21 protein-coding genes are annotated in these 26,145 nt (G+C 37.4%); 8 read left to right on the top strand and 13 right to left on the bottom strand.

Features of this window, described 5'->3' with window-relative positions:
- Position 1: 1 nt before the first annotated feature.
- Positions 2–3,391, bottom strand: coding sequence for a SpaA isopeptide-forming pilin-related protein (locus FTX43_RS10965; RefSeq protein ID WP_073490400.1), 3,390 nt, complete (start codon positions 3,389–3,391; stop codon positions 2–4).
- 256 nt (positions 3,392–3,647) lie between these two features.
- Between FTX43_RS10965 and FTX43_RS10960 the strand changes: the two genes are divergently transcribed.
- Positions 3,648–5,039 carry a helix-turn-helix domain-containing protein gene (locus FTX43_RS10960; RefSeq protein WP_033655613.1) on the top strand — a complete coding sequence of 464 codons (1,392 nt, stop codon included), beginning with the start codon at positions 3,648–3,650 and terminating at the stop codon, positions 5,037–5,039.
- Between the two features lie 75 nt (positions 5,040–5,114).
- Here the strand turns inward: FTX43_RS10960 and FTX43_RS10955 are convergent, their stop codons facing one another.
- Genes FTX43_RS10955 through FTX43_RS10945 form a run of 3 tightly spaced genes read right to left on the bottom strand, consistent with a single transcriptional unit; the run spans position 5,115 to position 7,535 of the window.
- Positions 5,115–5,762, bottom strand: a complete 648-nt coding sequence (locus tag FTX43_RS10955; protein WP_002309256.1) for a TetR/AcrR family transcriptional regulator — start codon at positions 5,760–5,762, stop codon at positions 5,115–5,117.
- Between the two features lie 7 nt (positions 5,763–5,769).
- Positions 5,770–6,456 (bottom strand): ABC transporter ATP-binding protein, encoded by a 687-nt coding sequence (locus FTX43_RS10950; RefSeq protein ID WP_002286060.1) that lies wholly within the window; start codon positions 6,454–6,456, stop codon positions 5,770–5,772.
- A gap of 5 nt (positions 6,457–6,461) precedes the next feature.
- On the bottom strand, positions 6,462–7,535 hold the full coding sequence (locus FTX43_RS10945) for an ABC transporter permease (protein ID WP_002313755.1): 1,074 nt from the start codon (positions 7,533–7,535) through the stop codon (positions 6,462–6,464).
- 221 nt (positions 7,536–7,756) lie between these two features.
- Here FTX43_RS10945 and FTX43_RS10940 point away from each other — a divergent pair, with 221 nt between their 5' ends.
- Positions 7,757–8,431, top strand: coding sequence for a response regulator transcription factor (locus FTX43_RS10940; protein WP_002309252.1), 675 nt, complete (start codon positions 7,757–7,759; stop codon positions 8,429–8,431).
- A gap of 4 nt (positions 8,432–8,435) precedes the next feature.
- Positions 8,436–9,776, top strand: a complete 1,341-nt coding sequence (locus tag FTX43_RS10935; RefSeq protein WP_147607063.1) for a cell wall metabolism sensor histidine kinase WalK — start codon at positions 8,436–8,438, stop codon at positions 9,774–9,776.
- Positions 9,777–9,975: 199 nt separating this feature from the next.
- Here the strand turns inward: FTX43_RS10935 and FTX43_RS10930 are convergent, their stop codons facing one another.
- The 4 genes from FTX43_RS10930 to FTX43_RS10915 form a co-directional block, all read right to left on the bottom strand.
- Positions 9,976–10,962, bottom strand: coding sequence for a DUF2382 domain-containing protein (locus tag FTX43_RS10930; protein ID WP_147607062.1), 987 nt, complete (start codon positions 10,960–10,962; stop codon positions 9,976–9,978).
- 241 nt (positions 10,963–11,203) lie between these two features.
- A complete protein-coding gene (locus FTX43_RS10925) occupies positions 11,204–11,581 on the bottom strand; it encodes a hypothetical protein (protein ID WP_147607061.1) in 378 nt (125 codons plus the stop codon).
- 16 nt (positions 11,582–11,597) lie between these two features.
- On the bottom strand, positions 11,598–12,524 hold the full coding sequence (locus tag FTX43_RS10920; RefSeq protein WP_073490405.1) for a phosphodiester glycosidase family protein: 927 nt from the start codon (positions 12,522–12,524) through the stop codon (positions 11,598–11,600).
- Positions 12,525–12,536: 12 nt separating this feature from the next.
- Positions 12,537–13,568: a bifunctional glycosyltransferase family 2/GtrA family protein gene (locus tag FTX43_RS10915; RefSeq protein WP_002313750.1), complete on the bottom strand. Its 1,032-nt coding sequence runs from the start codon at positions 13,566–13,568 to the stop codon at positions 12,537–12,539.
- 211 nt (positions 13,569–13,779) lie between these two features.
- On the opposite strand from FTX43_RS10915, the gene FTX43_RS10910 reads away from it, so the two are divergent.
- The 5 genes from FTX43_RS10910 (at position 13,780) to FTX43_RS10890 (ending at position 18,571) form a co-directional block, all read left to right on the top strand.
- Entirely contained in the window at positions 13,780–14,811 is a 1,032-nt protein-coding gene (locus tag FTX43_RS10910) for a tyrosine-type recombinase/integrase (protein WP_147607060.1), read from the top strand.
- Between the two features lie 102 nt (positions 14,812–14,913).
- Positions 14,914–16,446: an acyl-CoA synthetase gene (locus tag FTX43_RS10905; protein WP_179189003.1), complete on the top strand. Its 1,533-nt coding sequence runs from the start codon at positions 14,914–14,916 to the stop codon at positions 16,444–16,446.
- A gap of 270 nt (positions 16,447–16,716) precedes the next feature.
- The gene (locus FTX43_RS10900) at positions 16,717–17,529 is read left to right on the top strand and encodes a hydroxymethylpyrimidine/phosphomethylpyrimidine kinase (RefSeq protein WP_002306723.1); all 813 of its coding nucleotides are present in this window, start codon (positions 16,717–16,719) and stop codon (positions 17,527–17,529) included.
- A complete protein-coding gene (locus FTX43_RS10895) occupies positions 17,519–18,004 on the top strand; it encodes an ECF transporter S component (protein ID WP_002313748.1) in 486 nt (161 codons plus the stop codon). The genes FTX43_RS10900 and FTX43_RS10895 overlap by 11 nt, the downstream gene beginning before the upstream one ends.
- Positions 18,005–18,025: 21 nt before the next feature.
- Positions 18,026–18,571, top strand: coding sequence for a TIGR01440 family protein (locus FTX43_RS10890; RefSeq protein ID WP_073490409.1), 546 nt, complete (start codon positions 18,026–18,028; stop codon positions 18,569–18,571).
- A 63-nt stretch (positions 18,572–18,634) separates the two neighbouring features.
- Here the strand turns inward: FTX43_RS10890 and FTX43_RS10885 are convergent, their stop codons facing one another.
- The 5 genes from FTX43_RS10885 to FTX43_RS10865 all read right to left on the bottom strand — a co-directional run bounded on the left by FTX43_RS10885 (position 18,635) and on the right by FTX43_RS10865 (position 26,013).
- Positions 18,635–20,278: an alpha-glucosidase gene (locus tag FTX43_RS10885; protein ID WP_002306719.1), complete on the bottom strand. Its 1,644-nt coding sequence runs from the start codon at positions 20,276–20,278 to the stop codon at positions 18,635–18,637.
- Between the two features lie 128 nt (positions 20,279–20,406).
- Positions 20,407–22,650 (bottom strand): AAA family ATPase, encoded by a 2,244-nt coding sequence (locus FTX43_RS10880; RefSeq protein ID WP_147607059.1) that lies wholly within the window; start codon positions 22,648–22,650, stop codon positions 20,407–20,409.
- 32 nt (positions 22,651–22,682) lie between these two features.
- On the bottom strand, positions 22,683–23,162 hold the full coding sequence (locus FTX43_RS10875; RefSeq protein ID WP_002290778.1) for a DUF6530 family protein: 480 nt from the start codon (positions 23,160–23,162) through the stop codon (positions 22,683–22,685).
- 234 nt (positions 23,163–23,396) lie between these two features.
- Positions 23,397–24,245, bottom strand: a complete 849-nt coding sequence (locus FTX43_RS10870; protein ID WP_147607058.1) for a DegV family protein — start codon at positions 24,243–24,245, stop codon at positions 23,397–23,399.
- A gap of 157 nt (positions 24,246–24,402) precedes the next feature.
- Positions 24,403–26,013, bottom strand: a complete 1,611-nt coding sequence (locus tag FTX43_RS10865) for a polysaccharide biosynthesis protein (RefSeq protein WP_002306714.1) — start codon at positions 26,011–26,013, stop codon at positions 24,403–24,405.
- Positions 26,014–26,145 lie beyond the last annotated feature (132 nt).

Here is a 26,145-nt window from a genome sequence, read left to right as displayed (position 1 = left end):
ATTAGCTGCCCCCTCTTTCTTTTTTGAAAAAAAGATACCAAATAGAAAATGTACAACCAATCATCCCTACTAGATAGATTCCTAAGCGGCCAATTCCTCCCGTTTCAGGTAATGGTACTTTTGCCTGATTCGTGATGTCTAAAGAAATCTGGTTGTTTTTGGCTCCTGGTGAAAGAACAGACTCATAATCTTGTCCCTCCACTTGAATCGATCCATCTTCTTTTATGATGATAGTAACTGGATCTTTTAGTCCTTGGTATCCTCCTGGTGTAAAGGTTTCGGTCAGCTTATAAGTTCCAGGTTTTAAATTTTCGAATAGAAAGGTGTCCGTTTCTTGTCCATCTTTTGGCAATTCTAAGTCTATTTCTGGTCCTTGCAGTCTGAATTTGGCTCCTTTTAATGCCTGTCCGTTGTCTTCCTTTTTGTGTACTGTCAGGTCAAACGCTTTTAATCGATTTTGATGAGTAAGCGTCCACATGCCATTCGTTGTCTCGATGTTTTTCCCCGTGTAAATAATCTTTCCATATTTATCGATTTGGAATTCATAATTTCCCGGTGAAGTATCATATCCTGCAGGACCAGCTGTCTCAACGACTCGATATTCTCCAGGTGTGAGTGAATCAAAAATGGCAAGACCTTTTTCATTCGTTGTCTGGTTGTCCATTGGCTGATAAGCACCGTTTGCTTCTTTTTTCTGTAGGGCAAAAGCTGCACCTTTAAGATTCATCTCTTTGCCCGTCCCTTGCATCGTATACTTACGTACTGCTATAGGAATTTCAATAAAAGGATTTTCAATGGTCAACTGAATCGTATCATCGGAAGTAGTGACTATTTTTCCATCAACGGTTACCGTACCATTAGAAGCAATCTTGATTTTCCAAGTAGTCTTTTTGCTTAATTCATGTCCTTCTGGAGCTTTTGTTTCTGTCAGTGTATAAGTCATTTCTTTTTGCAATTTGACATTTTCCGGAAGAGAATAGGTCCCATCACCATTATCAGTTAGTAAAGTATCAATAGAATCTCCTGTTAATTTGAAAACAGCGCCAATGAGATCCTTTTCTCCTGTAGAGGAATTTTTCGTTATTTTTAAGTCTAACGGTGTGAATTGTTTAGTATTCTTCCATGTCAGTGCATCTATTTGTTGAGAATCATATCCTGGTACAGGAAGTTCTTTGATTGTTTGGTAACTGAATGCTTGACCTTGATTATTGTATTGAGGCAGTGATAGTATCTCTTGATAACTTTCTCCACTATTTGCAGACAGTTTTTCGACGTCTGCACGTTCCCACGTATTTGCAGTATCTTTAGTTGGTTTAGTGATGCGGATATATCCGTTTTTCCAAGCTGCAGCATCTGTTGTATGGTTCCGTTGGATTTCAAAAGTGACTTGATCTGGACGATTAGCTGGATTATTGTCAAATTCTTCCCATAATTTTTTGATGTGAAGATTGACTCCTGGAGCTTTAGCAGATGGTATACCGAATTCAGCTAGTTCGTCAGTGTCAATACTTGGTTGAAAAGTCGTCCTACCGTTCATTTGATACCAGAAATTTGGATGGAAGTCCTCATTTTCTGTTTGGATTCTCACTTGGTAATGGATTTGGATTTCTTGGTCTTTTCCTAAATAGATCTGATTGCTCTTGATGGTATTTCCTTCTATGGAAATAGATGGAGTGACCGTTGTAGGACTTGTCCCCACACTCTTGACTGAAAGTGTACCAGGCTGATAAATGAATGGTTCTGCGATTGGATCATTTATTTGTCCATTGCTTACAGTTGCTGAGATCTGTACAGCTTTTTTGGCTAGGTATTCAGAGATATCTGTTGCATGATCAGCTGATTCATAGTAAAGATCGCCTTTTTCATCTGATGAAACCATTTGTCGCATACGAGACTCTACTTCTGCTTTTGAGAGACTAGCTGCCGGATCGCTTTGAAGTTGGATGCCAAGACCATGTATTTCGATTCCTCGTTCTTTGAGTGCCATCGCTTCTCCGATGGTTGCGATAAACGTACTGTCGATTCTTCTGGATAGATTGTTTTGGTCAGGTGCATCATAGCTTCTTGCAATTCGAGAAGTATTTCCCGGCTGATCTTGCGTATTAGAAAACTGAGTTCCGTAATAATTGCTGCTTGATTGTGCGTGTACCCGCTGTACTTCATAGGAAAATGTTGGTACACCATCCGTCAGCAAAACGATCACTTTTTTATGTCCATTTGGAACGGATAGCATGTTTCCTGCATCTCTTAGTGCTTTTTGTGTAAAAGTACCACCATTTGTCCGTGAAGGTGTAATGGATTTTACTTGATTTTTCACTGAATCAAATGAACCCATCTGTACTGCACCGTTACTGTAGCTATATCCTTCGCTTGAGTAGCCGACATATCCCATATTGATTTTGTCTGTGATACCGCTATCTGCTAAAGTATCGACAAAACGATCGACACCGATTTTTACTTCACCGATCCGATCATTGTCGTTCATACTTCCTGACCAGTCTACGACCAATACGAGATCAAGAGGTGTGATATCTTTTTGTACATTTCCACGGGCATTCAAATAAACATCAAATAATCCAGGTGTAGTTGTCTCCTTTGCAAACTTACGTATCGCATAGTCTGCTTGATTGCCTGTTCCCCCGTATTCGATATACGAATGAGTCCGATCATTAGGATCTCCATCCCAAGAATTTATCCCATCCCATTGATTTGATCCATTTTTATTACCTTGGTGATCAAGAACATTTGTATTTCCTGTAGGTTGCCAATTGGCTTTAGGATAAGTGCCTTGATCATCTGTCGTATACTCTGTAGAAATCGTCTGGTTAGTTGAAACAGTCACAGCCGGCAAAGACAATCTAGGCAATGTAAAGGGGCTGACAGAATTTTCATTTTCTTCTGATACTCCTTCTTTTGTTTCGTCTGTATTTGATGTTGACACTTCTGTCTCTTTCTTGTGTTCTTTCGCATCAGTAATGTCATACTCTTTATTATCGACGATCAGCTTATTTGTCTGGCTATGATAAAGTGTTGGATCGATTGGAAGACTTAGATTGATCGTTTGTTTAGTATTTGGTGAGATTTCCAGCATGGTTTTCCCGCTTTTTACCTGATAAGCATAGCCATCTCCTTCCTTTCTTTCCACATCACTTAAGTAATTCTCAACTAGACCAATTTCCTTCTCTACCTTTTTTGTACTGTTGTTATTCGCATTTAGTTTGACGTTCAGTGCTTTTTTCCCAGATTGATCTGAAGTGATTTCAGCTGAAATGATTTCTAACATTGTTGGATTATCTGCAGCTTCTGCTATTGCAGTTACAGGCAGGATGTTCGATAAACTCAATAATATCAGCACAAAAACAACTTTCAGCTTCTTCCCTGTGGTCGTCATTTTTCCCCTCCTTTTTCTTTTTTTCTGTTTTGACGTGAATAGTGAAAATTATTAAAATAAACAGGCGTTACATAATTTTATTTATTTTAATATGATAATTATTATACGAAGGGCGCTAAAGGGAATCACACCAATTTTCATACCAATTGGTTTCATTTATGAAGTTGATTCCTTCGATTATTGAGCGTTTCATTGAAAGAAAAGGGTTGAGGGAGAAAAACATATGATCAGGTTGTTGGAAGGAAACTATAGAAAGATGGAAAAAATCATTCGAATTCTGTCCATTTCTGACAAGTGGATGACTAAAAAAGAACTTGCCAAACGAATTGGTAGTTCAGAATCTACATTTGTAAGGTATATCGAAGAGATCAAAATCCGCTGGGGAACGGATATAACGATTCAATCTTCACAAAAATTGGGGTATCGTCTTGAACATTTGAATGTACCAGCTTATTTAAATGTTCTGATGGAAATGTCACAAAGTTCTACAAATAGTCGTCTATTAAATGAAATCATTGTCAATCCGGGCAAAACGATCGAGTATTATTGTGAAAAAATCTCGATTAGTCGTTCTTCTTTTACGCGTAAGTTGAAACAATGCAATCAAATTTTAGAAAGCTATTTATTAAAAGTAATCGTCGATCAAGGGTTTCAGTTGACTAGCCTGAAAAGTGAGCTCCAGCTGCGTATCTTTGTCACCTTTTTCTTTTTAAGTTACTACGGAAGACGCACGTTGCCATTTCCAATCGAAAAAAAGAAGATCAAAGAAATTATGGTCAAGAATAATTGTCAGTTGAATTTGTTTCAGGAAGAAAGTCCTTATGAGCAATCTTTCTTTATTATGTATTTTGTTGTGCATCTTATGCGGGAATCACAAGGAAATCCATTCGAATGGAAAGCTGGAGACTCTTATGTACAGTTGATAAATATCGATAAAAAAGACTTTTTGATCTTGAAAAATCTTTTAGGGAAATTGAAGTACAGCAGCTATATAAAAGTAGTGAACTATTTTGTCAATACGATTTTTTCGGAATTTTCGGAGAAAGAAAAAAATGAAATCAGTGAACAAATACGAAGAAATATATCCTACTGTTCATTTTCATCTGCTGATTGCAAAGAAAAAAACGAAGAATTTGTTGTTCGACTCTTAACTCAAATTTATTTTTTCTCACGTATCTTCCCATACGACACGACTCATTTGACGATTCGCGCCACTTACTTTGCAGAACAGATGCAACATCGCCATATACGTCTATATGCTGGATTTCGTGCAGAACTTCAATTTTATTCCACCCTACTGAATCGAAATTTGATTTGTTATTTATCTAGCTATATATTTTGGATGCTTATCGGTAATCCTGAAATACACCATTATACTTCAGATAAAAAAATACTAATCGTCAGTGATTTAAGTCTTCGACATAGTCGATACATTGAAAAATATGTCAGTGATGTTCTTGCTGTGCATAAGATTCACTCTGAAACAACTGCTATCACTGAAGATCAACTTTCGAAGTACAATCTTCTTGAGTATGACCTGATCGTCACGAATCAACCAATTCCGAATACCCATGTTCCTTATATGTTGATTGATGATAGTGTGTCATTCGCAAATGAAGAAGAACTGATCCGCTTATTTGAACTATAAACAATCAAAAAACAGCCATGTATACTCTACTATCCTGATAAAAATATCAGGACAAATAGACATAGCTGTTTCTTTTTATTGTATACCTTCAGCAATCCAACGAGATTTATAGCGAAAGTCTTTTAACAACTCTTCTTTTGTCCAATTATTTGCAATGAGATCCGTCAATGTGTTCATTACGAGGGACATGGAAAAGTATAGGAAACTAACTGCTTCTTCCGACGATTGAATGGAGAAATGATTGATTCTTAATAATTCCAGCCATTTTTTGTTCATTGGAGAATCAGCCGATAGTTCTCTACGTTTGGTTGTCTGCTGATCATTTCGCTGGGTTAACAAGTATAACCTTTGCCAATAGATACTTTCGTGATCTAAGTCGCAGCACCCCTCTAAATATTTTTCGATCCCCAAAAAGAAATGTTGTTTGTTTTCGCTAATGAATTTTAAGATATCTTGATGGACTATGTGAGAACTGCTTTTGATCGTATACAAATAAGCATCTTCCAAATCTTGAAAATATTTATAAAAAGCACCGCGCGACATCCCCATCTTGTCAACAATCTCTGAGACTTTGACTTGGCTGATGTGCTGTGAGCAAAATATCTCCAGTAATAGGTCATCGATTCTCTGTTTCTTTGCGTTCGATAAATTGAAAAAAGTTTCTTTTGGCATCCACATCTCTCCTTTATCTCTGATTATACGTGGATAGCCCTTCATTGTCATGAAGGATTCATTCCTTCTTTTTCTCTTCTTCTGTCAAGTACCCATCTTCCATTCGATAAACGCGATCACTCCATTGAATCATACGGACATCATGAGTAACCATAATAGTTGCTTTTTGTTTCTCATGAGCTTCTTTAACTAGTAATTTGACGACTTCATATGCATGATCTGTATCCAAACTAGCTGTTGGTTCGTCTGCTAAGATCAAGCTTGGCTCATTATATAAAGCGCGAGCAATTGCCACTCTCTGTCTTTCTCCACCAGAAAGGTCTTTAGGATAACTATTTTTAAGTGACTGGATATCTAAAGATTGCAGCAAGGAATCGATTTTTGTTGAATCTTCTTTTTTTGAAGTAACTTGGTCAACTAGTTCAAATTGTTCCTTTACCGTTAAAAAAGGAATCAAATTAGAGCTTTGGAGAATAAATCCAATTTCTTTAAAGCGTAAATCTGCTCGTTTTTTTTCTGGAAGCTCAGTTAGAGAGTGACCGTTGATCACTATTTCTCCGGAAGTCGGTGTTTGCAATCCTCCTGAAATGGTAAGGAAAGTACTTTTACCTGAACCGGAAGGACCAATGATGCTGACGAATTCTCCTTCCTTTACATAAAAATCAATTGCTTTCAAAGCTGAGACCTTTGTATGACCAGAACCAAATGTTTTGGTAACTTTTTTCATCGTTAATATTTTTTTCATTTTTATTAACCTCCTATTGCTGTAATTGGGTCTACTTTGGTTATCGTACGTATCGAAAACAATCCGCCTAGCATTGCGACAATGATCAAAATCCCACTATATAGCAACCATTGTGACCAAAAAACAGCAAAAGGCATCGCGCTTGGTAAAATCAGACTAGCCAAATAAGCAAACAAAAGAGCAAGCAGAACGCCTACCACCCCAACAATAAAGGACTGTGCTACTAAAGATTTAGCGATGAAGAAATTTTTAATCCCTTGTGCTTTCATTACTCCAAAAATAGCAGTCTTCTGAAGTGTCATCACGTACATGAAAATACCGACCACGGCAGCAACCACTAAGAACAAAAAGTATATCATCGCATTTAAGGTCATATTTTGGGCAGAATAGCCAGGAATACTTTCAATGAATGTCCCAATAGTTAATAACTGTAGATCCTTCGATGTTTTTTCTTTCGAAATTTTAGCTGAATCCTTTATTACGATCCCATTGATCGGCTGTTCTTCTTCAGAAGCAAACGGCTGTTTTCCATACTTCAAAGCAGTCCACGTATCTAGGGATGCATAGATGACGGGAGAAACTGTGTAATAAGTTTCAGGAAAGATACCGACAATCGTCAAAGGATCGTCGTAACTGCCAATTTTGATCGTATCTCCAATTTTATAGCCTGAATCAGCCAGATTTTGAGAGATGATGATTTCATTCTTTGTTTTAAATTCATGCCCTTTCGTGAGTTTTGGTAATAAAAATGCTTCTTTCGTTGTGCCGAAAACTGTAACATTTTCTTTATTTTTTCCTTTGATTGCTCCGCTGTACAATCCGATTGGTGCTTTCTCTCCTCCTTCAATGTATTTCAGATCTCCTCTTGTTAATTGTGAAGCTGCAAATACTTGATTTGCATCCTCCGACAAAACAATCTCTTGTGCGTCCCAATCATCGATTGCTTTTTTAAACTCTTCTGAAAGTCCATTCGCTAGTCCTGACAACATGAATACGACATACGCAATCAAGAACATAATACCGACGATCAAGCCATATCGTAATTTAGAATAGCGAATTTCTTTGATAGCTAGAAACATTTGTTTTTCCTCCCTATGATAGATTGATAGTGACAAAATGTCACTCGTTGAATAGTGTAACTTCAAAGTGACATTTTGTCACTTATGTTGTTTTTTTCTTATCAATAAATTGTCTAAGACATCTTTCGATAAAACCTTAACATGAGTCATAAAAAATTTATTTAAGCCAATTTTATGCTTTCCATGATAAACTAAAGTGACCAAATGAATGAGGTGGGAAAATGATCAAACTGTTAGTAATAGAAGACGATAAGGTATTATCCAATAATATAAAAGAAATACTCACAACAATTGGCGAGATAACACAAGTTTATAACGGTAGTGAAGGACTGTTTGAGTTGGAAAGCGGTGTTTATGACCTTGCAATCTTGGATTTGATGATGCCGGAAATGAATGGTTATGAAGTCCTAGCAAAGTTACGGAAAGAAAAAATACAGACTCCTGTATTGATTTTGACAGCAAAAGATAGTTTGGAAGATAAGATTGAAGGATTTGAACGTGGTGCAGATGATTATCTGACAAAACCGTTCTATCGAGAAGAATTGATCATGCGCGTGAAAGCATTATTGAAACGATCGCTTGGTCTCTTTGATGAAAACATTCTGAAGTATAAGGATATCAGTTGTGATCTAAAAAGTAATGAAGTATTGTACAAAGAACAAGTTTTGCCCATACAAGGAAAAGAGTTTGAATTACTCGTTTATTTTTTACAAAATAAAGGAATCATTTTGACAAAAGAGCAGATATTTGATCGGATCTGGGGATTTGATTCTGATACGACGATTACAGTTGTTGAAGTTTACATGAGCAATTTACGGAAACATCTACGCAGTACTGGACTAGATAAAGAAATCAAAACTTTACGTAATGTTGGTTATATATTGCAAGGGGTGTGATGCAATGAATGGAGATATTACGCGTAAGCAACGTAGCCGTTTTTTTATAACGAATGTAGCTGCATTTGCTTTGATCTTTTTTCTTCTGGGGTTCATTACTTTACAGATATTGAACCAATCTGCGTATAGAGAAACGGATCTTTCATTAGAGAAAACAGATTTTGATTCTCGGACAGTACAATTAGAGATACAAAGGTATCAGCGAGGTGATCCCTTTTTGAACCCGAATCAAATGGAACAAAACAGAACAAACATGGAACAACCATTGATGGAACCATCAAATGACCGATTTAACACTCAAGTGATCTTGTGGTCTGAAAATGGTGAGATATTGAATAAGGCAGCTATTGGTGGACGCTTCAATCAGATCAAAGAATTAAAAATGGATACAAAAAATCTGAATACCATCCAAAATATTGAATTAAATGAAGAAAACGACTCGTCTACCCTCTCCTTCCGCTCGATAACGAAAAAAGCAGAGACGAATCAAGTTGGTGTTGCCTATATCCAAATTTTAGAAAATACAAATCAAATCAAAAATTCATTAGCAACTTTTCGCACAATTATGATTTTGTGTATGGTTGTTTTCTGGCTTATCTCAATTGGCATTAGTTATTACTTGTCTAGTCTAAGCATGCGCCCTATCATTCTTTCTTGGAGAAGACAAAAAGAATTTGTCGAAAATGCTTCTCATGAATTACGTACACCGTTAACGATTATTCAAAATAGTTTGGAACATCTATTTACCAAACCTGATCATACCATCATTGAGGAATCTGAAAGTATTGCTCAAGCATTGTCAGAGACGAGACGGCTCACTGGATTGACTTCAGATCTGCTGACGATTGCCCGAAATCATTCTGATCAGCAGCTACTTTCAAAACAAATGATCAATACACAGGAATATATCGAAAACCTTGTTAAACCATTTCAAGAGATGGCCACCATAGACGGAAAGGAGTTTATCCTTCATAACGAGGCAACATCAGAAGTACCAATTGACGAAAAAAAGATCCATCAAGTTTTGGTTATTTTGCTAGATAATGCCTTAAAATATACGAATCCAAAAGATAAAATTATTTTAGATTCGTCTGTTAACCATAAAGAATGGCTGATTCACGTAAAGAATACTGGCCCTTCTATCAGTGAAGAAGATCAAGTAAGAATCTTTGATCGATTTTATCGGGAAGATCAATCTCGTGCGAAGGAAACTGGCGGTTACGGACTTGGATTGGCGATTGCAAAACAGATAATCGAACAGCACCACGGACAAATTTCTGTATCCAATTATCTTCCACAAGGAGTTGATTTTAAAGTCCAATTACCGTTGAAGCCTAAAAAATAATGCTTAACTCTAAAACATACTAGGAACAGGGCTGTGACAATAATCTTGTCACAGCCCTGTTTTCCGAATAAACGGTGTTCCAGAAGTAGCTTCTTCGGAAATAAGCCGAAATTTCACAAAAATTTGAGAAACAAATTTCGTAAATTCCTTCTTATTTCTTGAAGCGGACCTCTTCTGTCACAACCTCTTTAGCTTACGCTTAAGATTTTTTATTGCGGTCTTCAATGTGTACATCACCGCTTGTGTCAATATCCAATTCTTCTCGGCTAACATCTTCTGTCACTTTTTCAACGTCTTCATGTTCTTCTTTATGAATTCCCACTTCTTCACGAACAACTGTATGTTTGCTAACATCTACTTGCTCTTCTTTGATTGGGATAGTGATTGTGTCATCTTCCAAGTTTTCGTCTGTACCCTGTGAAGATGGATCTGTTACTGGTTTGCGCTCGATGACGATTTCTTCACGTTTGACCGGTACTTCTACCGTTTCAGTATCGTTGACCACATGTTTGTGGATGTCGACTTCTCCAGTGGTAACATCATGTGTATTTACATCTAATTTTTCTTCTTTTAGTTGAATCGTATCATCATCTAGATTTGGTTTGCGATCAATGTCTTCAGTCTCTCTTGTACTCATAGAATCAGCTTCGCCAGGTACGTCCATCGGATCAGTTCCTGGTGTCATATTCAATGGATCTGTTGTATTTTGAAAGCCTGTCGTGCCATCTACGTCCATTGGATCAGTGCCAGTCCCAGTCCCTAGTCCTGTTCCCATTGTGCTTGCCGAGGTAACTGTATCTTGCGTATCTATTGTGTCTTTTGTTGTTTCTGGCTGACGATAGCCTTTTACTGTGATGACAAATTTTCCAGCAGAAATATCTCCTCTATACTGATATAAAGGATCATTTTCTGGCGTAGCCGTCTCAGAATCATAGGTATCAAAAGAAAAAGTGTCTTTTATTCTTTCCCATAAAGAACGATCTTCTTCGCCATCCATCCGATTCTCATCTGTTTCAACATCTATACCGGATAATCCGTCGAATCCCAGTCTAGTTGCTGCTTCATCAGTAGTATAAATAACGATATCATCTCGATCATACCCTTCGTTACGTAATCGTTCGATTACTGATAATGCTTCATCCCTTGTGCTGTAGCTACCGATGACTGTTAAATTTTTGTCTTCCATGTAAATTCCTCCTAGCAAATAGATTTATGATTGGTATATTTTTACTTATAAATTTATTCTATAGGAGACGATTGATTTCTACAAATATTTAGATTGGAATTAGATTAAAACGTTTTAATTGAAATTTCGGAATATCTATGCTAATAGCAAAATATATATCACTAAAATACTCATTTGTGCATTTATTCCTATAGGAAATTTTTTGAAAAAAATCCTTATATTTCCATTTATTACGATTGTCTCATTTATCCAATCCGTGAATAAGTAAGCTACTTATATAGATAAAGAGACTGATTCCCAGTATAATCATTCCTATCATAGGATAAATTCCTATGTAAGGTGAGGAAGTCCCAGCTATTTCTAATATTCCTTTAAGAATCATCCCGACGATATAGCTAGTCAAACCAGTATTGAATAAATTGAAAGCCAAGCGATTTTGAAAAGTATTTAATATTTTTTTGAAAATAAAAAGGAATGCCCCTCCTACCATTGGAATAACCCAGACCCATCTCAAGGCTTGTGAAGTGACCCCGTGGCTAAAATGATGATAAATCCATTGAAAGATGAAAAGAAGGACTGAACTAATAAAATAACTATAAAATGTTTTTTTCTTATTCATAACTATACCCCTTTTCTTAACCTATAAAAACGATATCACTGACAGATCGTTCAGAGTTTCCGCTTCCGCCGACTGTTTGATTAATGACTTTTCCATTGAAATAAAGTGTTGTTGATCCTCCACCATCCAAATTATATGCGGTTTTTGCTCCGTGATTTTTCAATACAGTTGCTAGTTCGCTGAGACTCAACCCTTGACTATCATCTGTTTGACCTTCTGAAACAACAACGAGATAATGGTTTGTTCCAACTTGAGCAATTGCGGTTCGTGGATTACTTTTCATCGACTGCGACACTTCCTCATCTTCAGAAACAGTGACTTCTCCATTTTCAACTAAAGCAGGACCAAAAGATAAAACTTGTTGTACGTCTTCTTCTACTAGCTTCTCAGCAGATGTTTCTGCTTCTTTTATTATTGAGAAATCACCATTTTTATCAATTACTAAGTCTTCTTTCGTTTCATCATCACTAGGTGTATCACGATATAGTGTGCCATTTCTAAGTACATATCCTTTATCTCTAAAACCATAATAATCTCCGTTTATCGCTAAAATTGCTTGTTGTTCTTGTGCGATCGCAGATGTAGTTTCTTTGATGTTGCGTCCATACGTATTGTTTGCCAAAGCTGTTTTTAAATAGCTAGAATCGCTTACTGTAATATCAGCAACATAAACTGTGGTTTCATCAACACGTTCTGAAGATAATGTGATATTGATATTTTCATCTTGGTAGCTATTATCTGTAATCACTGGTTCAAAAGAACTTGAGTTACTCGTGCTTTTTGTGTCTGTCGTCGAGCTGGAAGTCTCTTTGGATATCGTTTCTACTGATGCTATTTCCTGAGGCAAAACAAATGTTTTTAGTAATATATAACTTGAACTTCCTAAAAAGAAAACACTCGATAGACATGCCCACATATATTTTTTTCTTAAAAAAAGTTTCATATAAATTTCCTCCTAACGAAAGACTATGCGCCTTTGAATAGAAAAACTGGCAAAAAACAATAAAATATCTACAACAGCCTTACAAAGCAAAAGCGATTGAATAATAACCGAAAGGATTGACACACCTAGCCAACTTAAAATTAGTTGAAAGAGAAACAATAAGCTGTATTTATAAAAAGCAGTATGGGCTCTTTGCTTTCTGAACACATAATGTCGGTTCATTTGATAATTGAAAATTCCTGATAGTACTCTAGAAAGTATGGTAGCAATCAACAAAGAAGCCATTGTATGATTTCCAATAAAAAATATAATGGAATAGAATAGTCCAATATCCACCAATGAAGAGGAAATCGAAGAAAAAAAGAAACGAATGAACGGACGATAAACAAGATAGGAATCTTGGAATATTCGAAAATGGGAACCTTTATTTCCATCGCTATATATTGTTTTGATAGGGATCGTAGTCATTCGATAGCCGATCTTTGGTAAAACTAGCAGTTGATTGATTTCATATTCAAACCGATTTCCTTCGATTTTGAGCAGTTCAGATAAACTAGAGATAGAAAATCCCCTCAGTCCTGTTTGTGTATCCTGTAAGTGGATACCTGAGGAAAGATAATAAAAACCGCTCGTCATTCGATTCCCGAAATAGCTTCGAAAGGGCGTGTTTTCATACGAAAAATCTCTTACACCCAAAAGGAATTCCTGACCAGCTAATCGATCTACTGCCACTAGCATTTTTTGGATGTCTTCGATTTCATGCTGACCATCACTGTCTGCTGTGACAATGCCAGTAATGTCTGGATAGGAATCAAGTATAACTGAAAAGCCGAATTTTAATGCATATCCCTTGCCTTTGTTGTCAAAGTAGCTGATTTTAGTGATATTAGGATGTTCCATTCGCTGAAACAGTTTTTGATAGGTTTTCCCACTTCCATCATCAACAATGATAATCGGTACGTTTACAGATTGTGCTAATTGATTAATGAAGAATACAGTGTTTTCTGTGGGTTCGTAGATTGGAATTAATAGAATAGCTGACATATATTCACCTGTTTTTATTTGAAATTGTAGTTATTGTTGCAAGTGAAACTTAAGGGCTTCTTAAAAACTAAGAGAATCACCTCTGGTTTTGTAAAGACTTTTAAAAGACAGTTACATGGATGCTCTTTATCAAAGCAAGACAAAGTCTCTATCCTCATTTGAAGAAATGCGGTAAAATAAAGGAAATGAACAATAACTGGAGGGATTTGTATTGGACAGCAAAACTAGAAAACAACTGCAAGAAAAATTAAAACAACGTACACATTTGCTCCCTTCCGTCTTTCAACAGTTTTTAGAAGAAAATCGTTCTTCTTTATCATTAGGTAGTCGCTATGAATATGCAAAAGATTTCCATTTGTTTACTGATTATTTGAGAAAAGTATTTTCTGAAGAAGTGGATGACCAGCTGATTATCCGTCTAGAAAAACAAGATTATCAGAATTTCTTAGCTAAAATCTATCGACATACTCGTTCGTTCCAAACTACAGCGAACCAAGAAACGGAGCAATTGTTTGAAAATAGCTATTACGGGATTTCGAGGAAGCAATATTCATTAAATCATTTTTTACGATTTTTGTATCAAAAAGGACTGATTGAAGAAGAGATCTCTCTTTTGGGTACAAGTTTACCGGAAACAACCAAAGCAGCTCCGCGATATATCGATGCTGAACTTTTCAAAGATTTTGAGCATTTGTTTATCCCGATTGAAGGCTTTCGAACAAGCAGAGAAGCTAGCTTTGAAGAAAAAAATAGACCGAGGAACCTTCCGATTACTGCCATTCTTCTGTATTGCGGATTAAAGATCCATGAAGTAGTAGAACTTAAACGTAAAGATGTATCTTTGACCAAGCAGATTCTTAATCTGAATAGAAAAGAAAACAGATTGAGTAAAGTACCAATACCAAAAGAAGCGATGCCGTTTCTGGAGAACTATTTTAAGTTAACAGCACAAAATACGGACGAAAATTCTTTTGTTTTTCGTTCCTCGCATGATCAACAAATTTCTCCTCGGACTATTCGCCAAATTTTGAGCAAAATCACAGTGTATAAGAATGTATCACCAGAATTATGCCGAAAAACCTATCGCTATTATACTGAACTATATTTAGATGATGCTGACGCGGTAAACTATTTATGTGGTAATCGATACCTATCTTCCCATTCTTTTCAAGAAATCTGGGAAAAAATGGTTGATTTTTCTTATCATGAATTAGCGACATTCGTTCAGGTTTCTGTCACATAGAAATCTGAACTTTTTTCACAATAAACTATGTTATTATACAAAGGTTTATGTTACGATTATCTTTAGTTTGTATATTACTTAACAAAAGATAATGGAGTGTGAATGATGGAGACCATAATGTATTGCCCTTTGAATTTATTTACGAATTTTCAAGAAGCTGCAGCTGGCTTTTCCGAGATCCCGATTATCTTTGATCAGCCGCTTTCTGCTTTTCCTGAGTTAGGACTTGAAACAACTTACAAAAAATGCTTTGAAAGTGTATTAGATCGAGCTTATCAATTGGCCCATCTTGGTGTGAAATCTGGAGACAAAGTCATTATCTATAAGAGTTCCGCTTTTGACACATACCTTCTCGCTGTTTCTGTGTCTTACCTTGGTGCAGTGCCTGTCATGACTTCTTATCATCTACCAACAGCGACAATGGAAGTATTTATCGACCGTTTAGAAGACCCCTTCGTTTTATTTGATGATGAGACAAAAAAACGAGTGGGAGAAATTTCAAACGGGACTAAATCAAAACAGATTCCTATTGTTTATTTACTGGAGCAACCTACTTTTCCTGTTCTCCAATCGTTTTTAGCTAAAAATGAAATTTCTTATATGACCCATACTTCTGGTACAACTGGTATCCCTAAGCTTATTTGTCATTCCGCTCATTCTATGGGTTGGCGAACGAAATGGCAAAAAACTGTTTTTGCAAAAATTTCAGAAAAGAAATTAATTGCTTTTCACATTTCCCCCGTACATTCTAGATTCAATATTGGCATCTCTTCTTTGATGTCCATGGGTTTTCCTATGATGCCTTTAGCAGACGCACAAAGTTCAAAAGTTATTCATATGTTGGAAACCTACCGACCAATCGCATTAGAGACTCATCCGAATAACTTTGTTCAGTGGAGTTTTACTGCTAAAGAACATCCAAAAGCTTTCTCTGGCATCCGTTATTATCACTCTACTTTTGATGCCATAAACAATCAGACAATGGAAACATTTTTGCGAACATCAATAACACAAGATGCGGTATTTCTTCAAGTATATGGCCAAAGTGAATGTGGACCAATGATTCTTAAGGCTCATACACTCGACAGTTTGAAAACGAGTGATGCAAGAGATATGGGCGTTGGACTGGAAGACATGACAAGCGCACGGATCACAGATTCAGTCGGGAACGTCCTTCCTGAAAATACAGATGGTCATATACAATTACTGTCTAAAGGACGGGCTTTGACTTATTATAAGGAAGATGCACGGTTCCAAGAAAATGTTTATGGCGATTGGTGGGATAGCGGAGATTACGGTTTTATGGATGAACATGGCCACCTATTTTTGAAAGATCGGCAAGTGGATCTGATCGAAACGATCAATAGTACATTAGCTATTGAAGACTTTTTATTAGATTCGTTAGATTTTTTGGCAGAGGTAGTGATTGTAAGAGATAAAAATCATTCTCCACAGCCGATTATTGCTTTAGCTCCTGATAAAGAAATGGATTGGAATCGCTGGTGGGAGCAAGTCCATGAACTTCCACGTTTGAACGCCCCTATCATCCGTGACTTTGATGCAATCCCGCGAACAGCTACAATGAAAGTTCAGCGGCTTCAAATCGAGAAAGAATTAAAAACACAAAACAACTAATCGTTTTTAAGCGGTTGTGAAAAAGCTGTCCTGCATCAAGTAATAAGAACAGCCAAACAAAAATAGTTCCTTATATTTTACCGTTTGTTGAGCTAATATCGAGGGCCAGTTAATTGAAGACCGTTTATTTGGAAAAAGGGAATGTGACACGATTTTTGTCACATTCCCTTTTCGCTTCTTTTTGAAAATTGGATGAGATAAAAATATGCCAATTGGCTGTTTTTCTTTTTTGAAAATTTCGTTATACTCTTATTCATGGAGGGAAATGTTATGAAAAGAATCTTGACGATTGGTGGCTCTGATCCATTTGCTGGTGGAGGAATCCAAACAGACTTAAAAACTTTTGAAGATTTTGGTTTATTCGGGCTAAGCGCCTTGACATCTATAGGGGTACTAGATACGAATGGGCGATTTATCTTGGAATCTATTCCTTCAGAATTGCTTGAACGACAGTTGGCTTCAATTGATCAAATGACTTCATTAGATGGAATCAAGATTGGGTTATTAAATTCAAGTGAAGCAATCATGGTTGTTCGAGACTTCATAAAAGCAAAACAAAATATCCCAATCATTTTAGACCCTGTTTTGGCATTCAAAGAAACTGAAACTGTGATCAATCAATGGTATATTTCGCAGCTCATCGAAGAACTTTTTCCACTTGTTACGATGATTACGCCTAATTTGGCAGAAGCTGCTTTACTTTCTGGTCAAGCTCTCCCCTCTTCGTTGATAGAAATGATCCATCTCGCTAAAGAGCTCACTGCTTCAGGAGCAAAGAAAATTGTAATAAAAGGCGGCACAAGGATGGCTGGCGAACAAGCTGTGGATCTTCTCTATTCAGTTGACCATCATGAGGTGTTTTCTCAGAAAAAAGTCGATACCCCGACAGTAAATGGTGCCGGTTGTGCCTTTTCTTCTGCAATAACAGCGAATCTTGTATTAGGAACAGACGTTTCAAAAGCCGTAGCAGAAAGTAAAAAATTTGTTGCCCATTGTATTTCCAATGGTGTGCTGATGAATGATCATACAGGAAGCGTCTGGTCTGGCGGTATCCAAAAAGGAGGAACGATAAATGAAAACTAAACAACTAACAATCTATGCGATGTTGATTGCGTTGACCGTTGCACTTTCATTAACTATTTTGATCCCTGTACCGGCTACGAACGGCTTTGTGACATTATGTGAGGCTGGAATTTATACTGCTTCTTCTCTTTATGGTCCAATGGGTGGATTAGTTGTCGGTGCTTCCAGTGGTCTATTAATCGATTTGATTTCAGGATATCCGCAATGGGCTATTTTTTCATTAGTGATTCACGGATTACAAGGATATGTTGCCGGATCTTTCAGTAAATCTTCTACTCGTATGTGGCTATTTGGTCTTTTTTTAGGAAGCTTAGTTATGATCGTCGGCTATGGTATCGCCGGTTGGATTTTGTATGATTGGCCGGCTGGAGTGGCTTCTATCCCAGGGAATACCTTTCAAAATCTTATCGGTATGGGTCTTGCCTTTCCTATAACTGCAAGTCTTCAACGTATTCAAGCACGGAAGCAATATTAATTGAAAAGAAGGTTTTAGAGAATGAAGTTGTCAGAAAAAGAATTGAAAGTTCAATTGACTGAAATAGTTAATGACGTATTGGCTGAGGCACACTTGAAAAAAGGAGATCTCTTTGTTTTAGGGTGCAGCACAAGTGAAGTCGTCGGTGGACATATTGGAAAAAATTCCAGTGCGGAAGTTGGTCAGTGGATCATCCGTACGTTAAAAGAGCTATTAGATCCTAAAGAAATTGCCTTAGCTGTCCAAGGTTGCGAACATTTGAATCGAGCATTGGTGGTAGAACGAACAGTGGCAGAAGCAAAAAAATTCGAAATCGTCTCTGTTATCCCTGCATTACACGCTGGAGGTGCTTGTTCTGTTGCTGCTTTTGAGCAGTTCAATGACCCTGTCGAAGTGGAGCATGTAATTGGGCAAGCCGGCATCGATATCGGTGACACTTCGATCGGTATGCATATCAAACATGTCCAAGTGCCTATCAGACCTCGTTTGAAAACCTTGGGACAAGCCCATGTGACAGCCCTTCGCTCTCGTTCTAAATATATCGGTGGTCCTAGAGCAAATTATTAAGATGGGTAAATTAGAAAAACTTCCTCGGAAAGTCCAACTATTGAACTTTAACGAGGAAGTTTTTTAATTGTTTGTTTTATACAGCCGAGCTTCATAAGGGGCTAGTGTTCCTTTTTTTTCAAAGTTTCCGCTAGAATAATTTGATAAGAGCAATGTCCATGACTGATCTGCTTCTTTTGGGAGTTCATAGTCAGCAAATGATTCCGTCAAGTTTACCATAATAAGATACTGTTCATCTTCTAAATCTCTTTCATAGACATATAGTTGTGGATGTTCATGAAGATATTCTTTATAAGAACCGTATATCAGGCCTTTATTGATTTGTCTAATGCGGATCATGTTCTTATAGAATTGCAAGATCGAATCCGGTTCATGTTCTTGTTGTTCTACATTGATCGTTTTGGTATTAGGATTAGTGATCATCCAAGGCTCATGTGTAGAAAAGCCGGCATATTCTTCTGAAGTCCATTGCATGGGTGTTCTGCTATTGTCTCTGGTGGTTTCACGAATGATATCTAATGCTTCTTCTCTTGTCTTACCTTCCGCAAGAAGCCTTTCATATAGTCTTTTCGAATCCACTGCATCAACTTGATCGATCGATTCAAAAGGCATATTCGTCATTCCGATTTCTTGTCCTTGATAAATAAATGGCGTTCCTTGCAAAAAGAAATACATCATAGCGATTGCTTTTGCAGACATAGCCCAAAATTCGGGACGGGTATCTCCGAACACAGAAACGGCACGAGGAACATCATGGTTTTCCATATATAAAGCGTTCCATCCGATACCATCTAGGGAAGTTTGCCAAGCACTTAATGCATGTTTTAACTTAAGGACGTCTAATTGCCCTTCTTTTTCTTGCTGCCAAATATGGATATGATCGAATTCAAAGATCATATCGAAATAACCGTCTTTTCCTACCCATTCCGGCCCTTCTTCTGCAGTGACGCCGCTTGCTTCTCCGACTGTCATGATATCGTACTCTTCGAAAACATGTTTTAAATCAGTCAAATGTTCTTCGATTCCCGAGACATTTTGAAAGGGTGAAAAAGGGTTCTCTGTGGCTTTTACTGAATATTCATCTTTTTTTACATGAGAAATCGCATCTAAGCGAAATCCGTCTATCCCTTTATCTAGCCACCATCGAATCATATTGAATAGTTCTTCTTTCAATTTCTCACTTTCCCAATTTAAGTCTGGTTGTTCTTTTGCAAAGACATGCAGATAATACTGTCCTGTTTCGTGAGAATATTCCCAAGCAGAGCCGCCGAAAATCGATGTCCAATTATTTGGTTCTTTGCCATCTACTCCATCGACCCAAATGTAATAATCTCGATAAGGGCTTTCTTTGGATTTCTTCGATTCTTCAAACCATTGATGCTGATCCGAACTGTGGTTGATGACAAGATCCATAATAACTTTGATTCCTAATTCATGTGCTTCTTTCAGCAATAAATCAAAATCTTCCATCGTGCCGAATCGCTTTTCTATGTCTTGATAGTCACTTACGTCATAACCATTATCGATAAATGGAGATTGATAGATTGGATTGATCCAGATAAATCCGATGCCAAGATCTTTCAAGTATCCAAGTTTTTCGCGGATCCCATTGATATCTCCTTGTCCATCGCCGTTGCTATCTTTGAAACTGGCCGGATAGATTTGATAGCCTACTGCTTCTTTCCACCATTTTTGTTCTTGTATCATATCGTTTCACTCCTTTAACGGTCCCTCTTGATTATAACCGATTCTATTTTAGAAGTATCCTTGTTACCGGTAACTAGAAACGAAAAGCTCAACGAATCTGCTAAGTGCGTTCGTTGAGCTTTATTTTATCATAGATAACGGGCAATCAATTGAATCATTTGCTTGGGAAATTCATTTAGGTCAGTAATATCTACAAAACGGCTTTCACCGTAGATTGACTTGATCTCTTCTTTGTCTTGACCAATGGCTGCGGAAACAAATAATATGCCTTGACGCTCGTATTCTTTTAAAACAGACTGGATGTCCTCTTTTGCTTTTTTGCCAGTATAATCTGGCAACGCCTTTGGCTGACCGTCACTAATATTAAGCAACAGTTTGGTTGTGGCGGATTGTCTGTTTAATTTTTCCGCTGCTAAACGAAGTGCCGCTCCATCACGATTGTTTTGTCTTGGTTTCATAGTGACTAATTTTTCATTTAACCATTGAAACCCGTCTTCAAATTCTTTATAAGAAAACAAAGAAGTCTTTTCTCTTGCTGAACGGTCTGCTGTATCCCCGTAAATCAACAAGGGGATATCGACTTTCTTAGCAAATTCGGCAATGGCGATCGCTGCTTTTTTTGCCGCTTCGATCCGATTATCCCTTATCATTGATCCAGATTCATCGATCCGCACAGCTACCGCTAAGGAAGGTTGCTCATGTGGCGGGTTCTTTTTGTCAAAATTTCTCAAATCACCATATGCTACTCTACTTGCGTTAAACCGCTGTCCTTCATATTTTCCCTTTTGGTACGTCTCTGTTTGTTCATTATCCAGTAATTCTAAAATTTGTCGGCTAAGTGATTCTACTATCGGCATGACTTGCATTTGTAGTTCACGTGCTTCTTGCGTTTTTCCTTGGAAAGCTGGTCGGTGAACGATGAGACCTTCTTTTTCATGAATCGTTTCCTTCATGATTTGCCGCGCTTCTTTATTTAATTGCTTCTTGATTTCCTTATCATGTGTTTCCATGTCAGAAGCAGACATTTCTTGGGAATCCTCTTCTGTTTGTTGTTGTTCCTTCTGATTTTTCCCTTCGATATCGCTCCTGCGTTCTTTTTGCATTTGAGGAGGCATCTCGTTTTTTTCTGTTGTTTTCTCTAGTCTCTCTTCTTCCACATTTGGTTCTTCATCAGACAGTTGTTTCTTTTCATCTAAGCGCAAAGTTTCTTCAGCATCTTCAGTGATGTTTCGTTCGTTTGCTTCTTCGGCGCTGATAGTTCTTCCTTTTGTATGCTCAGATTGAGGTTCTATTTGAGGATAGCCCCATTTTTCTTTTCTCAAAATGTCTTGAAGTTCTAATAACAATCCACTCTCAGACAAATCTTGCTCAAGGATTGCCAATTCATCTGGATCAGTGGATAATTTATACAAAACTTTTGGATAAATCGACTGGAGTAAATCTTGTCCTTGCTTATAGGTATTCGCCCAATAAAAATATGAACGCATTCCTGCTACACCTTTGATGGCATTTGCTTTTGCAGTTTCATCCAATAAACGGATAATCTCTGCCATCTTCATAAGGAGTGCTTGATTTTGAATCATGGTTTTCGCCATCGCACGTTCTGCCATGAATTCTAAGGCAGGAAGATCCATTTTTTCCGCATGCTGCATCCGATCTCTTAAGGATTCATTTAAGGGTCGATTTCCTTGGTAGTTTCGATTTGTGGTAATGACAATAATACAATCTGGATGGCGACGAATGATTCCTGTTGGCAAATTCAACATCCCATTTGGTTCGAGCGCTGAGTTAAGTGCCACAAGAACAGAAGCATCACGGATGACAGTCGGCTCTTGGATCTCTAATAGATATCCTTTTTCGACCGCTCGAACGATTTCAGAAGGATAATAACTATAATGGATTGCATCTGGATAATCGGCTTCGATTCTTTGAACTAACTCTGCTAATTTTTCTTTGGCAGAAAAAGAATCAATGCCGTAATGGTTCTGGATCAGTGTCAGTACAGCTTCAAGTGTATCTGTTTGGTAAATAGCTTCCAGCAATTCTTGGTCTTGTTCTTTATCGGAATCTACTACAGGTAATAAGGCGCCGAACACATCTGATTTATCCATATCTGCAAAACATGTCACTTTTGTATAGGGAAGTTGCAAATCAGCAGATAGTGCTTTTGCTAACTGTGTCTTACCCGATCCGGCGTCTCCTTCTAAAAGAACGTTACTGATTTTCATTTCAGGATCTTGCCAATTTTCTTTGATTTCGGAGGCGATCCGCCACTCTTCTGCACTTGTCCGATGGCTTTTCGGTTTCTTCCAGATCATTTGCTTTTCTAGCCGTGAAAAGGTCCGGTTTTCTGTTAGTGAGAAATTCTCCATGCTTCTCTTCCCCTTTTGATCATCTCTGTCTATTAATATCCTAACTCATCTAAAAGACGTTTTAAAATACGGAATCGTTCCCCAATCAGTTCTCCGTCTTTTTGTAGTGTATCGTAATACAAAATAATGTCTTCATCGATCTTTGGATTTTTGGTATCTACCTCGACTGTCATCCGGTTTCCCTGCAAACCAATGATGTCCACAACTGGATTTTCTGGATCATAGAATTTTTCATAACGATAAGCATCTTGGAAGTATAAACTTCCTTGTGCAGCTAAGATCGCTAAGTCTAAAATACGTGTAATTGGTAATTCTTCTGATTGTCGAGACCATTTTTCTCCAGTATGTCGCCATACTTTGCCTGATATGTCGACTTTTCCACGGTCATTCCATTGAGCGAGACCTAGAGAAAGACCTTTTGCGTCCGTATTCAATGCATTTCTTCCATCAACTTTATCGTAGTCTTCTACAACGAGCACTGGTTTATGTTTTAAATTTGTAGGTATTTCCATGATTTTAACTCCTCGTCTTTCTATTTTTAGTAAATTAGTAAATCAGTAGTTTACTAATTTACTAAACTATATACGACATTATAAATGACTGAAGAGAGAAATGCAAAGAAAAAGAGCCTGTTTGTTAGAAACACATAAAAACATCATCTTGCTCTTCTACACGTACATTTATCACGTGAATAAAGAGCAAGCTGATGTTAGAATATTTTTGGTATGTTTTTTGAATAAAAGGAATTATTGCGCTGAAATGGCGATGCCGATGGCTTTTTCGCCTAAATGTGTACCAATGACTGGTCCAAAATGACCAACTTCGATTTCTGCATTTGGATACTTTTTCTGCAATTTCTCTTTTTCCGCAATCGCTACTTCTAAATTGTTTGCATGTATCACATAAAGTTTGACTGGCGGTTGTATTTCGTTATTTCTTTTGCCAATGATTTCTTCAGCCCGAGCAAATGCTTTTTTACTTGAACGGATTTTTTCGAATAAAACAATTTTTCCTTCAGAAAATGTCAGGATCGGTTTGATTTTCAATAGGCTACCAATCAGTGCAGCGCCATTGGTCAATCGCCCTCCCCGTACTAAATTGTTCAAATCATCTACAATTAGATAAGCGTAAGTATTATCTCGAATTCGATCGACATGCGCAAGTATCTCATCAAGTGGCTGACCTTCATCATTTAAGTCTAAGGCAGCTTCTACCATATGTCCCATCGGCATACTAGTGATCTTAGAGTCATAAGGAATGACCGTTACTCCACTGATATCGTCTTTCATCGCAAATAAGGTGTTGACGAAACTAGAAATACCTGAAGAAAGATGGATACTTAAAATCGTGTCATAGCCTTTCTCTTTCAATTCCTCATATAAAGCCAAAACTTCCCCTACGACAGGTTGTGAAGTAGTAGGAAAATCTTTACTGTTTTTTAAAAGTCCATAATATTCATCCGCTTCGATATCGATTCCTTCGTTATAAATTTTCCCATCCATAATCAAAGGGATTGGAATCACGAATAAGTCGGGATGGTTCTTGATACGTTCCGGCAGATACGCCGAACTATCTGTAACTACTGCAAGTTTCATGTGTTTAATTTCCTCGTTTCAAAGAATTTTTCCAGACCTCATAACTATATCATAAGTAAGATTAGATATGAAACTAAAATTGGAAAATAGAAAAACGACAAGCGTAATCATACGAGTTGCCGTTTTTCTAGTGACAGCAAAAAGACGACTAGTTAGCCTATTCTTTGCTTCCGCTACGATGTTTAACATTTTTCAACATTCGGAACCCATTTTTTCCGAATTGAGAAAATAAAAATACTAAACCCCCAATACTTCCTAAAGCCACACAATAAACCATTGCATAACTTTTTGATTCCATTGGCAATCGCTGATTCAGCAAAAAGAAAATGATGAAACATACCGCAAGCATAATCAAGGTAGATCGGAAAGTTTTTAAGAAAAAACTGCTGATTTTTGCTAAAGGTGCTATTCGGTATTCTTTGCACATAAAGTGATACCCACGAACAAAGACGATACCGAATGCCAAGCCATTTGATAAGCTCATCCCGTATCCGCCAACTAGACCTAGTCCGATTACTTGGAAGATGACTTTCAGGATAATTGCTTCTACAGTTAGTCGAATCGCAAAACGATGGTGGTTCAGAGATTGAAGCATCGTTGATAGGATCGTGAATAATGAGAAAAACAAAGAAGCTAACAAAGCCATTTGGAAATAACCAACACTTTCAGGATCATAACCAAAAAACAATGTGTATAACGGTCCAGCTAATAAAGACATCCCGGTCAATGAAGGAAGAAGGATCAATAACGCAATCGAAAAACTGTCTCCTACTGTCTTTTCGATTTGTAAACGATCTTTTTTCTTCATTGTGCTTAGTATTGGCAAACTACTTATAGCAACTGTTCCTACCATGGAAATCAGGATCAATGTCAGTTTGTTTGGATTAACAGAAGCACGACTGAATAAGAATTCCAGTTGCTGATCTGCAATCTCTGGACGGAAAAAGTGAAGCAGTGGTTTCATCGTTACTTGGTCGATCATTTGAACGATAGTAATGACGGAGCCGACAAAAATGAACGGTAGTGTTTCCCGAATGATAGAGACAGAGGCAGATCGGTTTTCTCTTTCGAAGTAACGACTGGAAATCAAAAAGTCTTTAAGTTCAAAGAAGTCTTTTCTGCGTCCGACGATATACATATGGATAATCGCAGCTAACCCACCGAAGAAAGAAGCAACTGTACTGATCAATACAGCTTCTAATATGGTTCCGTCAGTCAATACGCGCAAGTAATAAGTACCAGCCAAGATAACGATCACTCGTACAGCTTGTTCAATAATCAAAGAAGTTCCATAAGGTCGTAAATCGTTTTTCCCTTGGAAGTATCCTCTCATTGCACTCAAAATCGGGATAGCAACCAAAGATGGGCATAAACTTCGGATAGCTAATATCCCGTTGTTAACGTTAGCGATTGGACTGATTCCGGCTAATAAAGGAGCAAATAAATACATCAACGCAGCAGAGGCGATACCGATGACGAACATGATATTGATCGTACTTCGAAAAATCAGCCGACAAGCAGCGTTATCTCCTTCTTTTGTTGCTACAGCTACTTTTTTTGCAATCGCATTTGGAAATCCGACTGTACCAAGCATCAGGAACAATCCATATGGAAGATAGCCAACATTGTATAATGTCGTAGCAAGCATACCATCTTGATTGTTCCCCATCATACTTAGCCAGGGAATCAAATAGACTACCCCTAAAACTTTACATAGAAGATTAGCAAAGGTTAGCCAAAATGTTCCTTGCATCAATTTTTTATTCATCTAATTTCCCTCAACTATTCTTTCATAAAATAAACATCTTCCCTATTATAGCAAAAAAACATAGAAGGACAAATCCCTCTTTAATTCTTAAAACAAAAAAGAGCTTGCATCATAAGTCAACACTAATCTTTT

This window comes from Enterococcus sp. DA9 (assembly GCF_008000875.1).
Classification (GTDB): Bacteria; Bacillota; Bacilli; order Lactobacillales; family Enterococcaceae; genus Enterococcus_B; species Enterococcus_B lactis.
Note: the sequence above shows the minus strand (reverse complement) of the source record. Positions and strands in the feature narration are given on the sequence as shown.

Bases quoted from the DNA above. Each gene is read 5' to 3' on its own strand.
- FTX43_RS10965 (WP_073490400.1), bottom strand. From the start codon at position 3,391: ATGACGACCACAGGGAAGAAGCTGAAAGTTGTTTTTGTGCTGATATTA.
- FTX43_RS10960 (WP_033655613.1), top strand. From the start codon at position 3,648: ATGGAAAAAATCATTCGAATTCTGTCCATTTCTGACAAGTGGATGACT.
- FTX43_RS10955 (WP_002309256.1), bottom strand. From the start codon at position 5,762: ATGACAATGAAGGGCTATCCACGTATAATCAGAGATAAAGGAGAGATG.
- FTX43_RS10950 (WP_002286060.1), bottom strand. From the start codon at position 6,456: ATGAAAAAAATATTAACGATGAAAAAAGTTACCAAAACATTTGGTTCT.
- FTX43_RS10945 (WP_002313755.1), bottom strand. From the start codon at position 7,535: ATGTTTCTAGCTATCAAAGAAATTCGCTATTCTAAATTACGATATGGC.
- FTX43_RS10940 (WP_002309252.1), top strand. From the start codon at position 7,757: ATGATCAAACTGTTAGTAATAGAAGACGATAAGGTATTATCCAATAAT.
- FTX43_RS10935 (WP_147607063.1), top strand. From the start codon at position 8,436: ATGAATGGAGATATTACGCGTAAGCAACGTAGCCGTTTTTTTATAACG.
- FTX43_RS10930 (WP_147607062.1), bottom strand. From the start codon at position 10,962: ATGGAAGACAAAAATTTAACAGTCATCGGTAGCTACAGCACAAGGGAT.
- FTX43_RS10925 (WP_147607061.1), bottom strand. From the start codon at position 11,581: ATGAATAAGAAAAAAACATTTTATAGTTATTTTATTAGTTCAGTCCTT.
- FTX43_RS10920 (WP_073490405.1), bottom strand. From the start codon at position 12,524: ATGAAACTTTTTTTAAGAAAAAAATATATGTGGGCATGTCTATCGAGT.
- FTX43_RS10915 (WP_002313750.1), bottom strand. From the start codon at position 13,568: ATGTCAGCTATTCTATTAATTCCAATCTACGAACCCACAGAAAACACT.
- FTX43_RS10905 (WP_179189003.1), top strand. From the start codon at position 14,914: ATGATGGAGACCATAATGTATTGCCCTTTGAATTTATTTACGAATTTT.
- FTX43_RS10900 (WP_002306723.1), top strand. From the start codon at position 16,717: ATGAAAAGAATCTTGACGATTGGTGGCTCTGATCCATTTGCTGGTGGA.
- FTX43_RS10895 (WP_002313748.1), top strand. From the start codon at position 17,519: ATGAAAACTAAACAACTAACAATCTATGCGATGTTGATTGCGTTGACC.
- FTX43_RS10890 (WP_073490409.1), top strand. From the start codon at position 18,026: ATGAAGTTGTCAGAAAAAGAATTGAAAGTTCAATTGACTGAAATAGTT.
- FTX43_RS10885 (WP_002306719.1), bottom strand. From the start codon at position 20,278: ATGATACAAGAACAAAAATGGTGGAAAGAAGCAGTAGGCTATCAAATC.
- FTX43_RS10880 (WP_147607059.1), bottom strand. From the start codon at position 22,650: ATGGAGAATTTCTCACTAACAGAAAACCGGACCTTTTCACGGCTAGAA.
- FTX43_RS10875 (WP_002290778.1), bottom strand. From the start codon at position 23,162: ATGGAAATACCTACAAATTTAAAACATAAACCAGTGCTCGTTGTAGAA.
- FTX43_RS10870 (WP_147607058.1), bottom strand. From the start codon at position 24,245: ATGAAACTTGCAGTAGTTACAGATAGTTCGGCGTATCTGCCGGAACGT.
- FTX43_RS10865 (WP_002306714.1), bottom strand. From the start codon at position 26,013: ATGAATAAAAAATTGATGCAAGGAACATTTTGGCTAACCTTTGCTAAT.